We start from the raw sequence: 12,892 nt of genomic DNA, 5'->3' as shown, positions 1-12,892 counted from the left end.
TATCGAGGCGGCCCGACCAGAAACCGCTCTCCCACTATATAACCAACTCGTGATGCTTTTGCGCTATCACCAATTGGTTGTCGAAACAGGGGAGTTCGGCGCCTCGATGGACGTGGAACTGGTGAACGATGGTCCCGTCACTATCTGGCTCGAGCGCGACGCCGCGAATCTCGCGGTTGAGCGCGCTTGAACCGGATACCGTTGATTTCTATCACACGTGTGGCATCTACACAGTTTGATGAGGGATTTGGCATGCCACGTCGTGTCACTCTGTAACATGCCATGGCGCACCTCATCCCTGAGAGGCTCCGTTCCCCCTCGTCAGCGCCTGCTCCAAATCTGTCATAATGTCGGCAACGTGCTCGAGGCCGACGCTAACCCGAATCAATCCATCGGCAATTCCGACCGACGCACGCTCCGCCGGGGTCAGCTTCGAATGCGTTGTCGATGCCGGGTGCGTCACGATGGTCCGGGTGTCGCCGAGGTTTGCTGAATGCGACACCATCTGGACCGCATCGAGAAACCGGCGTCCCGCCTCGAGACCGCCCTCCAGCTCCAACACCACGATGCCACCGCCTTGAGACATCTGTGCGCGGGCCAAGTCGTGCTGAGGATGTGACGGCAGGAAAGGGTATCGCACCGCAGTCAACGCTGGATGTCCCTCGAAGTGCTGCGCGAGCGTAAGTGCATTCGAACAATGGCGATCCATGCGAACGGCCAACGTCTCCAGAGACTTCGACAGGAGCCAGGCGTTGAAGGCACTCAACGCCGGACCGGTGTGTCGTGCGAAGAAGCGGCACTCGGCGATGTACGATGCGTCGCCGACGATCGCGCCGCCCAGTGCACGTCCCTGTCCGTCGATGTACTTGGTGGCCGAGTGAATGACGACGTTCGCACCGAGTGCGAGCGGCCGCTGCAGGTATGGCGTGGCAAAACAGTTGTCGACTACGAGCGGAATGCCGCGCGACGAGGCGAAGGCGGCAAGCCAGCGCAGATCGAGCAATTCGAGGCCCGGGTTCGACGGCGTCTCGATGAAGATCAACTTCGTGCTCGCACGTACCAGACGCTCCCACGACGTCGGATCGGATGCATCGGCGTAGTCGTACGACACGCCCCACTTGGGCAGGATGCGCGTGAAGATCTGGTGTGTCGAACCGAAGAGCGCACGGGAGGCCAGCACGTGATCCCCCGACGAAACGCGAGCCGCGATCGCGGTGAACACGGCGGACATTCCCGACGCCGTGGCGATGCCGTCTTCGCCGCCCTCGAGCAGGCACAGCTTGCTTATGAACTCGTCGGTGTTCGGATTCGCATAACGGCTGTAGATGTTGCCCGCGACCTCCTCCGTGAACAGGGCACGTGCATGCTCGGCGTCGTCGAATCGAAAGCTCGACGTCAGGTAGAGCGGTACGGAGTGCTCCCGTTCGCCGGAGACGGGCGCCTGGGTGCGGATGGCGAGTGTCTCGAAATGGGCCTGTTCGTCGGACATGCGCGTATGGGATGCGAGGAGAATTGTCGTCGTCTAAACTTACTCCAATGACTGCTTCCGATATTTCATCATCCGCACCGGGAACCCTCCCCCGCGTGATTCTCGCCTCCCAGTCTCCACGCCGCCGGGAGTTGCTCGCGCTGATCGGGATCGTTCACGAGGTGCATCCCGCCCATGTGGATGAATCGGTGCACGCCGACGAGGCACCGGTGCCACATTGCGAACGCCTCGCACGGCAAAAAGCGCACACGCTGGCGGTGGAGCATCCGGATGCGGTCGTCATCGGCTCGGATACGATCGTCGTGATCGACGGTGACATTCTGGGCAAACCCGGCGACCGGGCGGAGGCCATCGCGATGATCACGCGGCTGAGCGGACGAACGCACACGGTGTTCACGGCTGTGGCCGTCGCACACGGCGGCGTGACGCTGTCCGGAGTCGAGTCGGTGTCGGTCACCTTCCGACCGCTCGATGCGGCACAGATCGCCGCCTATGTAGAAACCGGCGAGCCGATGGACAAGGCTGGTGCCTATGGCATTCAGGGGTTCGGCGCGACCAATGTGGAGCGCATCGACGGCGACTACTTCGCGGTGATGGGACTACCGCTGGGTCGCATGGTCGGACTGCTGCGGGACCTGGGATTCCGCTACGCATTCGGACCGCTCACGGTCGCCGATAGCGCTCCTGCCAGCGCGTGAGCATCGCGCGGACGTCATCTACCGAGATGCGCTCCATACGGTCTTCGCGATACGTCATGTCGAGGGGGTAGTCCTCGCCGGGATCGCCGTATGCATCGATCCTCAGATCGCGGGCAAAGTCATACGGTCCGACGCGTTTCGGATTGGTGTAGCCGAGCAGCGAAATCACCGGTGTGCGCAAGGCGACGGCGAGGTGCAGCGGGCCGGTATCCGGCGAGAGCGCCACCGCCGCTCCGTCGAGGATTGCGGCGAGCCGACGCAGGCCACTTCCCAACGCCGAGTGCGCCATGGGCGCATCGCGCCGGATGATCGCTTCGGCTGCGACTTCGCGCGCCGAGCGTCCACCCACGAGCACCGGCTGCAATCCGAAGTCGCTCCAGAGGATGTGGCATACGGCTGCCCACCGCTCGGGCATCCAGTCCTTCGCGCCTTTGCTGGTGGCTACCACGATAGGCGCGATCGGACGATCGAACTGCGCGTGGAAGTCGCGCTGCCAAGCCCGCTCTTCGTCGTTCCACGGTCCCAGGGTCCACTGCGGTGGGCCGTGCGGTACGCCGAGGGCGTCGATGAACTCGAAATATTGATCCTGGACATGCTGTCCGGCGTGCGGTGCAAGGCGATGCGTCGTAAACAACCAGTTCGCATCGCGCGCGCGCTCGCGGTCGAAGCCCAGCTTCACCGGTGCATGCGTGAAGCTGGTGACGAGGCCGGCCTTGAAGTAGACCTGCAATGCGAGCACGACGTCGAATCGTCGGGACGCGAGTTCGCGACGGGTGTCGAGAAACCCTTTCCAGCCTTTCGAGCGATCGAACAACACGAGGTCGTCAACCAGTGGATGGCCGCGCACCAGAGTGGCAGGTCCCGGCTGCAGCACCCAGGTGATCCGCGACGCCGGCGCGTGCGCTTTGATCGCGTGAATGATCGGCATCACGTGTACGGCATCACCGACGGCACTCATCATCACGATACCGACGCGATCGAGCGTGAAGGGCGGCAGGGGCGGGGTCGTGGCTGAAGCGGGCACGCTAGCGTGTATCGGAGTGGGCAGCAGACGACAGTTCGGCCGTCACGGCATCGCTGAACGCCGTGATTCTCGCGTCGGTCACGTCGCAGCCGAAGTGCGTGCGCCATTTGCGCACCGACCGCGTGAGGCGAGCGACATTGGCCCGCATGGTTTCGACGGGTGCGCGGTTCGCGTCCCAGCGCACGACATCGACGTCGATGATCAACGCTTCGATACCGTCGAACGTGGGGCGCAGTAGAATGTTTTTCACGTTGAGATCGGGATGGATCACCCCTTGGCCGGCCAACTGCATGAGCAGCCGTTGCGTTGCCGACAACGCGGTCTCGCAATCCACGAACGGCGCAAGTCCGGCCAGCACCATGCCGAGATCCGCGGCGTCGGCCACGTAGCGGGTGACGACGTCCACATGACACAGTCCGAACGCCGCCGGATAGCGCGCGAAACCAAGCACCTCAGTGGTCGGAATGCCGGCCGCGCGCAGCGCGGCCGAACGTCCCATCTCCAGCGGCGCTCGGGTGGGGCGCCGAAAGCGGTCGGCCGTGAGCGGCGCCAGCACCCCGCCGTGCCAGCCGTGTCGTACGACCACGGGAATACCGCACGATGGGAGTGTGGCCACAAACACCGGTGCACGTCCACGCATGGCGCGCGGCTGCGGTTGCTCCGCGGCCCAGTCGTACAACGTGTCGTACTCGTGCACGATCGCGATCAGATCGTCGAGGACCACGTCTCCGCCGGTGACATCGGCGGTGCCTACGGCACGGGTCGCCGTCTCGGCCTTCACGAAGCGATCCACGGAGCCGTCACCTGCCACACGTCTTGCGGCGCGCCGTGCTGTCGAGCCAACGCGAGCTCCGTGCGCGGCGTGCAGGAGTCGGGGTCGGGCAGTTGAGCGCGCACCGTCTCACTCACGAGAATTTCTCCGCCGCCAGCCAGACTGCACAGTCGGTTCGCGACATTGACGGTGTCGCCGATGAGCGTGAACTCGAGACGACGCGGCGAACCGATGTTGCCCACGAACGCGTCGCCGGTGTGAATGCCGATGCCGACGCTGAGGAGTGGCCGCCCTTCGGCCGCCCAGCGCGCGTTCAGTGACTCCAGCGCGTGCTGCATGTCGAGGGCGGCCGCCACGGCGCGTGCGGCATCGTGCGCTCCGGCCTCCGGGACGCCCCAGTACGCCATGATCGCATCACCGATGAACTTGTCGAGCGCGCCCTCGTGCCGAAACACGCAGTCGACCATCACGCCGAAATACTCGTTCAGCTGATCGGCCATCTGCGTGGGCGGAAGTGATTCGGCGATCGCGGTGAAGCCGCGGATATCACTGAACAGCACTACCACATGTTGGCGCGATCCGCCGGGAGCGATGCGGCCCGTACTGTCGGCAATGCGCAGCGCAATCTGCGGCGCGAAGTAGCGCTCGAAGTTTGCGCGCACGCGGGCCGCTTGCTGCAACCGCGCCGTCGAGGTCTCACGTTCCACGGCCGCCGAGGCGATGCCGGCGAAGGCGACCAGGAACGCGAGATCTTCATCGGTGAACACATCCGTTTCGCGCAGATGGTCCACGTACAGCACACCGAGCGTCGCCTGCTGCTCTCCGATGAGTGGAGCGGCCATCGCCGATCGGACGGCCTGCTGCAATACCGACGCCCCCGCCGTGCGTGCATCGGCCCCGGCGTCGTTGGTGAGCAGCGCAACCTGCCGTTCGGCCACGCCCTGGGCGATCGCCCGCGGCACCGGACGGGGAATGTTGCCGCGACGATCGCGCGATACCCGGGTCTGCAGGAGTCCGTCCGCATCGCGCAGGAGAATCGCTACGCGGTCGGCGTCGAAGCTGCGAAACAGGTCGCCGGCCAGCGCCTCGAGCAGCGCATCGAGATCGGAAGAGCCACCGAGGTGTTGCGCGATACCGACCAACTGCGCGAGCCGCGCCGTGGCCTGGGCGTGCCCGGCCGTGACCTGCGCGACGTCGGCCAGCGACTGCTCGCGCGAGGGCACTCGGCGTTCGAACTGCACCGTCGCACTGCCATCGAACGGCGACGTGGGCGACGCGGACGGTGACGCCAAGGGTGTGGCCGAGGGCGGTGCAAGGCGCGCGTCGGCGACGTCGTCGTGCAGCAACGTGAAGACGACGGTGCCGAAGGCCAGGGTGTCGCCCGGCACGAGCTTGGCGCGTGGCACGCGAGCGCCGTTCACCCACGTGCCGTTGCGCGACTCGAGATCCTGTACGTCGAGCGTACCCGACGCGTGCACGCGTAGTTCGGCATGACGGCGCGACACCGCCGGATCGAGAATCGGCAGCGTACACGACAGCTCACGCCCCGCGACGAAGACGGTGCGGCCGGTAAGCAGGAAGCGCCGGTCACCCGCGGCGGAGATGAGCACGAGCGTCATGCGCCGTTACGACGCCGCGCGAGCGCGGCCGATGGCGGTGAGCAGCGCACGGGCCTTGCTCTCTGTTTCGGCCCATTCGCTTTCGGCCACGGAATCGTGCACGATGCCGGCACCCGCTTGCACCGAGGCCACGCCGTCGGCGATCACGCAGGTGCGGATCGTGATAGCCAGATCCATGCGGGTATCGCCCGCACCGATGAAGCCGATCGCGCCGGCGTACGCGCCGCGGCGCTCCGGTTCGAGCTCGTCGATGATCTCCATGGCGCGTACCTTCGGGGCACCGGTCATCGTACCGGCGGGGAACACCGCACGGAATGCATCGAGCGCACTCGAGCCGTCGGCCAATTCGCCCTCCACCTGGCTCACGATGTGAAACACGTGCGAGTAGCGCTCGACGGTCATGAGGTCCGTCACGTGCACCGTACCATAGCGCGCGAGCCGACCGACATCGTTGCGGCCGAGATCCACCAGCATCACGTGCTCGGCCCGCTCTTTCTCATCAGCCAGCAGCTCCGCCGCCAATGCGGCGTCTTCTTCCGCCGTCTTCCCGCGCGGACGCGTGCCGGCGATCGGACGGACGGTAAGACGTCCGTCCGCCACACGCACCAACAGCTCCGGTGAGCTGCCCACGAGCTCCATGCCGTCGAGCATGAGATGGTACATGTACGGCGACGGATTGAGCGCACGCAGCGAGCGATACAGGGTGGTCGTATCGAAGTCGAGCGGCACCGACATGCGACGGGCGAGCAAGGCCTGAAAGACATCGCCCGACAGGATGTACTCCTTGATGCGACCCACGTCGCGGATGAAATCTTCACGCGCGTAGTTCGACTCCGCGACGGCGGCCGGTGCCGACTCGTTGAGCGTGAGTGGCGGCAGGACGTCGGGCCCCTGCAAACGTGCGATGGTATCGGCGAGCGTTTGAACGGCCTCCGCATGCAGCGTATCGAGCGTCTCGTCGGACACACCGGCTGGTACCGGCACCGAGACGATCACGCGGGCCTGTCCACGCCAGTTGTCGATGACCACGAGCGCTTTCGTGAACACGAAGCACGCGTCGGGATAGCTCAGCACACGCGGCGGAGCGTGCGGGAGCTTCTCGATATGCCGCACCACGTCATACGCGAAGAAACCGATCGCGCCGCTCCACAGCGCGCCGAGCTCCGGCGCCGGCACCGGGCGCATGTCGCGCACGATGTCTCGCAAGTCGGCGATGGGGTCGACGGGCGTGCGCGCGCCGTGCCAACCCTGCGCGTCCTCCCAATCCTCGACGACGCCATCGCGCAGACGCCAGGCGCCGCGCGGGTCCGTACCCAGGTACGTATAGCGTGCCCACGACTCACCGCCCGCCGGAGCCGACTCGAGCAGAAAGGCGAAAGGCCCACGGCGCAGTTTAGCGAAGGCCGAGACGGGTGTGCACAGGTCGAGCAGGCAGTCGCCCCACACGGGGACGAGACCACCGGTGGCACGGCACTGCGCGGCACGGGCGCGGAAATCATCGAGAGCAGTCATCACTCGGAAGTTCGCCGCCGCGCTCGCTGTGGGGCAAGCGACCGGGTAGCATTGGGTATGAACCTTTCGACTGTAGCCGGGCCCGCGATGCCGACGGCCGACGTCCAGATTGCGGTTGGCGTGGTCGATGTGGTCGTCCTCGCGCCGGCTCCGCACGGCCGCCGCGATCGCTGGCGGGTGCTCACCCTTCGCCGAGCGGTCAGCGTGCGGTGTACGGGCGCCTGGGAGGTCGTGCATGGCCGCATCGAGCCAGGTGAACTCCCGGCAGCGGCGGCCCGCCGCGAAGTGTTCGAGGAGACCGGTATGGTCGTCCAGCGCCTCTACGCCATCGCGGTCAATCCGTTTTTCCTCCCCCGGCCCAACACGATCCAGATGGCCGTGGTGTTCGCCGCGGTCGTGGAGCACGCCAGCGTGGTGATGCTGAGCGACGAACATGACGCCAGCCTGTGGCGTACCCCAGCGGCGGCGATCAAGCATCTCGCATGGCCCCGCGAACACGACGCCGTGCGCTACGCGGTGCACTTGCTGCGCGACGGCGATGCCGGCGCGGTAGAAGACGTGCTGCGCGTGCCCGACGCCTGACGGATCAGCGCGGGGGTTTGGGAGCAGCCGCGGCCCGCGAGCGCACCAACGACCGCTCGCGCTCGATCCGCTGAATCACGCGATTCCAGTCGGTCACACTGGGGGTGCTTTCCATGAGCGCGGACAGCGGCTGATTGACGTCGATCTGTCCGTCGAAGATCATCAACGCCGACTGCACGTCGCGCTGCCTCAGACGGTACTCGCCGAAACCCGGCGTGATCGGGAGCATGTCGAGCGGACGGAAATCACGTCCGGTGTTGTTGATGATGAACTCCTGCGGCGAGAAGCGCGTTTCGCCCTGCTCCTGCGCGAAGAAACTCACGTACCAGATCGAATAGCTGGGCAGACGATTCCGCTCCATCATGGCCAGCAGCTCGCGATTCTTGCTGGTCAACAGTTCGCGAAGCGAGCGGTACGAGTCGGGAGAGAGTAGTCGGATGATCCGCTCGTCGAGCGGAATCGCGCGGACCTGCAGTCCGTTCGCCGGTGATACCTTAAGCGCCAGATCGTCCTGCCGTAGCGTGCCGAAACCGGCGGGAATCCAGTTCGGGTCGAGCGTGTCCCCCTGGGTGCCTGCCTGACCGGCCGGCGGCATGGTGGGCGGAACCTGCGCGACGATGGTGGTCGTCGAAGCACAGGCACCGAGTACGCACGCCAATACGGCCAATACGGTGTATTTTGCCGTGCGCATCACGTGGCCTCTCGTTCAGCCGATTCGCCGGTGTGTCCCTCCGGCGCGTCGTCGCTGAATTCCTCCGGCGACTCCGGAAGCTTCCAGTCGGGAAGCGCCAGCAGGTCGATCAGTGCCGACGCCAGCTCATCGCGACCAAGACCGGTAGTCGCGCTGAACGGCACGATCTGATCGATGTCCAATCCGAGAAACTTCGACACGGTTTCGAGGCGCGGCGTCACTTCGAGTTTGCGCAACTTGTCGACCTTGGTGACGGCGAAAATGGTCGGCACGCCAAGGTCGGCGAGAAAGTCGAGCATCGTGAGGTCGTCTTCGGTGGGATCGTGGCGCACGTCGAGCAGCTGCACCACGCCACGCAACACCGGACTGTCCTTCAGATACCCCTCGATCAGCGGACGCCACTCGGCCTTGCGCGCCTTCGAAATCTTGGCATACCCGTACCCCGGAAGGTCGGCCAGGCAAAACAGCTTGTTCACGTTGAAGAAGTGAATCTCGCGCGTGCGGCCGGGCGTGTTGCTCACGCGCGCGAACGACTTGCGTCGCATCAGGCGGTTCAGCAGCGACGACTTGCCGACGTTCGAGCGGCCCGCAAACGCAATCTCCGGCAGGTCGGGATCGGGACGCCATCCCCCCTGCTTGGCCATCGGCCCGAGATACTCCAGACTTTTGATGACCAACGGGTCGACGCGCGGCGCGACGATCGGCGCGATGACCTCGGTGATAATGGGAGGCGAGTCGCTCACGTGGGGCGCTCCATCTCAGAATCGATCACCATCGCATCACTCACTTCGGGCAGGGGAGAACGCAGCGCCAGCGCGAGCACTTCATCCATCGTGCGCACCGGATGCCACGTTACTTCGTTCCGGACATCTTCGGGCAGCTCCGCCAGGTCCTTGGCGTTGCCCTGCGGCACGATCACGTGCGAGATGTGATGCCGGTGTGCGGCCACACCCTTCTCGCGGACACCGCCGATAGGCAGGACCCGACCACGTAGCGTGATCTCCCCCGTCATCGCGACGTCACCACGCACCGGAATGCCGGTGAGCGCGCTCGTGAGGGCGGTGGCCAGTGCGATACCGGCCGACGGTCCGTCCTTCGGTGTCGCACCGGCGGGCAGATGCACGTGAATGTCACGCGTGCGATGGAAGTCAGCCGGCAGTCCCATGGAGTGGGCGCGTGAGCGCACATAGCTGAGCGCAGCGGCCGCCGACTCTTTGATGACATCACCAAGCGTGCCGGTGAGCTGCAATCGTCCACGCCCGGGCACGACACTGACTTCGATTTCCAGCAGTTCGCCGCCCACGTGCGTGTAGGCGAGTCCCGACGCAACGCCGACTTGATCACGCAGGCCGCTCTCCTGCTCATCGTGCGGGGCCGGACCCAGCATCGACGGCAGTTCTTCCTTGGTAATCACGACCTTCGCGTTGGGTGCGAGAGAGCGGCGCGCGAGTTTGCGCGACAAGCGCGCAAGGCGACGGTCGAGATCGCGCACGCCCGCCTCACGCGTCCATCCCCGGATCAGCGCCGACAACACATTCGGTTCGAGCGTCACCTGTTCCGGCGGAATACCGTGTGCCGCCAGCTGGCGCGGCAGCAGGAACCGACGGGCGATGGTGATCTTCTCCGGCTCGAGATAACCTGGCAGGCGGATGATCTCCATGCGATCGCGCAATGCTTCGGGAATAGAAGCCAGCGAATTGGCGGTCGTGAGGAAGAGCACCTGCGACAGATCGTAGTCGACTTCGAGGAAGTGGTCGTTGAACGCGTGATGCTGTTCGGGGTCGAGCACCTCGAGCAACGCCGCCGCCGGATCGCCACGCCAGTCGCTGCCGAGCTTGTCGACTTCGTCGAGAAGGATGACGGGATTGATCGTTTCGGCGCGTCGCATCGCCTGGATGATGCGACCGGGCAGGGCACCGATGTACGTACGCCGATGGCCGCGGATCTCGGCTTCATCGCGCACACCGCCAAGCGCCATACGCACGAATTTGCGTCCGAGCGCGTGCGCGATCGACTTGCCGAGCGAGGTCTTACCCACGCCGGGCGGACCCACGAGGCAGAGAATCGGTCCGGGCAAGTGGCCGACGCGACCGAGCACCGCGATGTAGTCGAGGATGCGCTCTTTCACTTCCTCGAGACCGTAGTGATCGCCTTCGAGCACCGAGCGCGCGTGATCGAGATCGATGGTGTCGTCGGAGCGCGCCGTCCACGGCAGATTGAGCGCCCAGTCGAGCCAGCCGCGGGTGACCGTGGCGTCGGGCGACATGGGGGAACTGCGCTTGAGCTTCCGCAACTCGCGATGCGCACGCGTCGCGACCGTTGGTGGCAGTCCGCGATCGGCGACTTGCTTGGCGAGCTCCTCGAACTCGTCGCCATCTTCCTGGCCGAGCTCTTTATGAATCGCGCGCAGCTGCTCCTGCAGGTAGAACTCGCGCTGATTCTGAAAGAGTGATCCACGCCCCTGTTCGTCGAGCTTTTTTTCGAGCGTGAGCAATGCGAGTTCACGGCCCAGCACGTCGACCAACTGCGCCGAGAGTTCGGCGAGCGTGGGCGCTTCGAGCAGCCGCTGCCGCTGTTCGATGGGCACTTGCAGATGCGCGGCGATCCCGAAGGCGATGCGCTGTTCGTCGTCGAGCGACTGCAGGAGGCCAACCACCTCCGGCGGCAGACGCCGCTGAAGGTTGGCGTACTCCTCGAACATGGTGAGCGCATGTCGCAATGTGGCATGCGTGCCGTCGCGGGGCGCCGTCTTGGCCGTACCGGCGCGCAGCGGCAACGGCGTGACGCGGGCTTCGAGCAGCGCAGTACTGCGGGACGTTGTGTAGCGCTGCACGCTCACGCGCGAGACGGCTTCCACCAGGATCTTGGTCGTGCCGCCGGCGAGCCGCGTCACCTGCTGCAAGCGCGCGAGGACGCCGACGCGATGGAGATCTGACGCGCCAGGCGCGTGGACGTCTGCGTCGCGCTGCGTCACCAGCAGCAGCTCCTGCGTGCCGTCGCTCGCCGCGGCGACCGCGGCGAGCGATCCCTCACGACCGATCAGGAGAGGCATGGCGACGTGGGGAAACAACACCACGTCGCGAAGTGGAAGGACCGGCAGCCGTAGGCTGCCGGTCCTTGAAGTGCGGTTCGTGCTCAGGCTTCCTTCTTCTGCCGCTTGGGCGCGATTTCAAGGAGCGGTGGACCGCCGTGCAAGACGGAGGCTTCCGTGACGCGTACTTCGACCACGTCATCCCGGGTAGGGAGGTCGAACATCGTGTCCTGCAGGGTTTCTTCGAGAATGGCACGCAGACCTCGCGCGCCGGTGCCGCGGCGCAGTGCCTTGCTGGCCACGGCGCGGAGCGCGGACTCCTCGAAGGTAATCTTCACATCTTCGAGTTCGAAGAGACGCTGATACTGCTTCGTCAGCGCGTTCTTCGGCTCCTTGAGGATCTGCACGAGCGAGTCTTCGTCGAGTGCTTCGAGCGGCACACACACCGGTAAGCGTCCCACGAGTTCGGGGATGATACCGAAGCGGAGCAGGTCATCGGGCTCGACTTCCGCGAACGGCGTTTTCGGGGTGGTCTGCTTGATGGAGACTACCTTGCCGTCGCCCTTTTTGGTGTCGAAGCCAAGCTGGCGCCGACCGGTGCGGGCTTCGATGATCTTCTCGAGGCCATCGAAAGCGCCACCGCAGATGAACAGGATATCCTTGGTGTTGATCTGGATGTATTCCTGCTGCGGATGCTTGCGGCCACCCTGCGGCGGCACGCTGGCGACCGTGCCTTCGAGAATCTTGAGCAGGGCCTGCTGCACGCCTTCGCCCGACACGTCGCGCGTGATGCTGGGGTTTTCCGACTTGCGTGCAATCTTGTCGATTTCGTCGATGTAGACGATGCCGCGCTCGCACTCGGCGACGTTGAAGTCGCCGGCCTGCAGCAGCCGCACCAGAATGTTCTCGACGTCCTCACCGACGTAGCCGGCTTCGGTGAGCGTGGTCGCATCGGCAATCGTGAATGGCACATCCAGAATACGAGCAAGCGTCTGCGCGAGCAGAGTCTTGCCGGTACCGGTGGGGCCGATCAGGAGGATGTTCGACTTGTCGAGCTCGACGTCGTCTTCACGCGCATTACCCGCCGCGTTGATGCGCTTGTAGTGGTTGTAGACAGCCACCGCAAGTGCCTTCTTCGCGTTCTCCTGCCCGATCACGTACTGATCGAGGGTTTTCTTGATCTCCCGAGGCGTGGGCACCTGGGTGATCGCCTCGGTGACTTCCCGCTCCTCGTCCTCGGCCAGGATCTCATTGCAGAGCGCGATGCACTCGTTGCAAATGTAGACCGACGGGCCCGAAATAAACTTTCGGACGGCGTCCTTGGACTTGCCGCAGAAGGAGCAGCGGAGATGCTTGTCGTGGGACATGTCGGTCCGGAACGGTGGGCAATCGATGACGGGATGTGGCGAGACAAGCCACCTCCCTACATACAGTTAACTCGCTTGGACGCGCAGGGTCAAGCGAAGCGGGCCGT

The 12,892-nt window shown here is 65.0% G+C and carries 12 protein-coding genes; 3 read left to right on the top strand and 9 right to left on the bottom strand.

The window, feature by feature from the left end:
• Nucleotides 1-190, top strand: a 190-nt coding sequence (locus ACESNG_RS06975; RefSeq protein ID WP_373068340.1) for a D-aminoacyl-tRNA deacylase, incomplete at its 5' end; no start/stop codon positions are given.
• A gap of 102 nt (nt 191-292) precedes the next feature.
• Here ACESNG_RS06975 and ACESNG_RS06970 read toward each other — a convergent pair.
• Entirely contained in the window at nt 293-1,489 is a 1,197-nt protein-coding gene (locus tag ACESNG_RS06970) for a PLP-dependent aspartate aminotransferase family protein (RefSeq protein ID WP_373068338.1), read from the bottom strand.
• Between the two features lie 47 nt (nt 1,490-1,536).
• Between ACESNG_RS06970 and ACESNG_RS06965 the strand changes: the two genes are divergently transcribed.
• Complete coding sequence (locus ACESNG_RS06965) at nt 1,537-2,187, top strand: nucleoside triphosphate pyrophosphatase (RefSeq protein ID WP_373061068.1); 651 nt, start codon at nt 1,537-1,539, stop codon at nt 2,185-2,187.
• Here the strand turns inward: ACESNG_RS06965 and ACESNG_RS06960 are convergent.
• From ACESNG_RS06960 to ACESNG_RS06945, 4 genes are read right to left on the bottom strand one after another with little or no spacing between them, the layout of a single operon-like run.
• The gene (locus ACESNG_RS06960; protein ID WP_373061067.1) at nt 2,153-3,211 is read right to left on the bottom strand and encodes a glycosyltransferase family 9 protein; all 1,059 of its coding nucleotides are present in this window, start codon (nt 3,209-3,211) and stop codon (nt 2,153-2,155) included. The genes ACESNG_RS06965 and ACESNG_RS06960 overlap by 35 nt on opposite strands.
• Nucleotide 3,212: 1 nt before the next feature.
• Nucleotides 3,213-4,004, bottom strand: coding sequence for a lipopolysaccharide kinase InaA family protein (locus ACESNG_RS06955; protein ID WP_373061066.1), 792 nt, complete (start codon nt 4,002-4,004; stop codon nt 3,213-3,215).
• The gene (locus ACESNG_RS06950) at nt 3,989-5,602 is read right to left on the bottom strand and encodes an adenylate/guanylate cyclase domain-containing protein (protein ID WP_373061065.1); all 1,614 of its coding nucleotides are present in this window, start codon (nt 5,600-5,602) and stop codon (nt 3,989-3,991) included. The genes ACESNG_RS06955 and ACESNG_RS06950 overlap by 16 nt, the downstream gene beginning before the upstream one ends.
• A gap of 6 nt (nt 5,603-5,608) precedes the next feature.
• Nucleotides 5,609-7,114 carry an anthranilate synthase component I family protein gene (locus ACESNG_RS06945; protein WP_373061064.1) on the bottom strand — a complete coding sequence of 502 codons (1,506 nt, stop codon included), beginning with the start codon at nt 7,112-7,114 and terminating at the stop codon, nt 5,609-5,611.
• Between the two features lie 57 nt (nt 7,115-7,171).
• On the opposite strand from ACESNG_RS06945, the gene ACESNG_RS06940 reads away from it, so the two are divergent.
• Nucleotides 7,172-7,696, top strand: a complete 525-nt coding sequence (locus ACESNG_RS06940; protein ID WP_373061063.1) for an NUDIX domain-containing protein — start codon at nt 7,172-7,174, stop codon at nt 7,694-7,696.
• A gap of 4 nt (nt 7,697-7,700) precedes the next feature.
• Here ACESNG_RS06940 and ACESNG_RS06935 read toward each other — a convergent pair whose 3' ends face one another.
• The 4 genes from ACESNG_RS06935 to clpX are packed head-to-tail and all read right to left on the bottom strand — an operon-like array spanning nt 7,701 to nt 12,785.
• Entirely contained in the window at nt 7,701-8,387 is a 687-nt protein-coding gene (locus tag ACESNG_RS06935) for a hypothetical protein (RefSeq protein ID WP_373068336.1), read from the bottom strand.
• A complete protein-coding gene (yihA, locus tag ACESNG_RS06930) occupies nt 8,387-9,130 on the bottom strand; it encodes a ribosome biogenesis GTP-binding protein YihA/YsxC (RefSeq protein WP_373061061.1) in 744 nt (247 codons plus the stop codon). The genes ACESNG_RS06935 and yihA overlap by 1 nt, the downstream gene beginning before the upstream one ends.
• Nucleotides 9,127-11,526 carry an endopeptidase La gene (gene lon, locus ACESNG_RS06925; protein WP_373068342.1) on the bottom strand — a complete coding sequence of 800 codons (2,400 nt, stop codon included), beginning with the start codon at nt 11,524-11,526 and terminating at the stop codon, nt 9,127-9,129. The genes yihA and lon overlap by 4 nt, the downstream gene beginning before the upstream one ends.
• Nucleotides 11,523-12,785, bottom strand: coding sequence for an ATP-dependent Clp protease ATP-binding subunit ClpX (gene clpX, locus ACESNG_RS06920; protein WP_373061060.1), 1,263 nt, complete (start codon nt 12,783-12,785; stop codon nt 11,523-11,525). Before clpX ends, lon begins: the two co-directional genes overlap by 4 nt.
• Between the last annotated feature and the right edge of the window lie 107 nt (nt 12,786-12,892).

Source organism: Gemmatimonas sp. (assembly GCF_041689975.1).
Classification (GTDB): Bacteria; Gemmatimonadota; Gemmatimonadetes; order Gemmatimonadales; family Gemmatimonadaceae; genus Gemmatimonas.
Note: the sequence above shows the minus strand (reverse complement) of the source record. Positions and strands in the feature narration are given on the sequence as shown.

Bases quoted from the DNA above. Each gene is read 5' to 3' on its own strand.
- ACESNG_RS06945 (WP_373061064.1), bottom strand. From the start codon at position 7,114: ATGACTGCTCTCGATGATTTCCGCGCCCGTGCCGCGCAGTGCCGTGCC.
- ACESNG_RS06935 (WP_373068336.1), bottom strand. From the start codon at position 8,387: ATGCGCACGGCAAAATACACCGTATTGGCCGTATTGGCGTGCGTACTC.
- ACESNG_RS06940 (WP_373061063.1), top strand. From the start codon at position 7,172: ATGAACCTTTCGACTGTAGCCGGGCCCGCGATGCCGACGGCCGACGTC.
- ACESNG_RS06965 (WP_373061068.1), top strand. From the start codon at position 1,537: ATGACTGCTTCCGATATTTCATCATCCGCACCGGGAACCCTCCCCCGC.
- ACESNG_RS06950 (WP_373061065.1), bottom strand. From the start codon at position 5,602: ATGACGCTCGTGCTCATCTCCGCCGCGGGTGACCGGCGCTTCCTGCTT.
- clpX (WP_373061060.1), bottom strand. From the start codon at position 12,785: ATGTCCCACGACAAGCATCTCCGCTGCTCCTTCTGCGGCAAGTCCAAG.
- ACESNG_RS06970 (WP_373068338.1), bottom strand. From the start codon at position 1,489: ATGTCCGACGAACAGGCCCATTTCGAGACACTCGCCATCCGCACCCAG.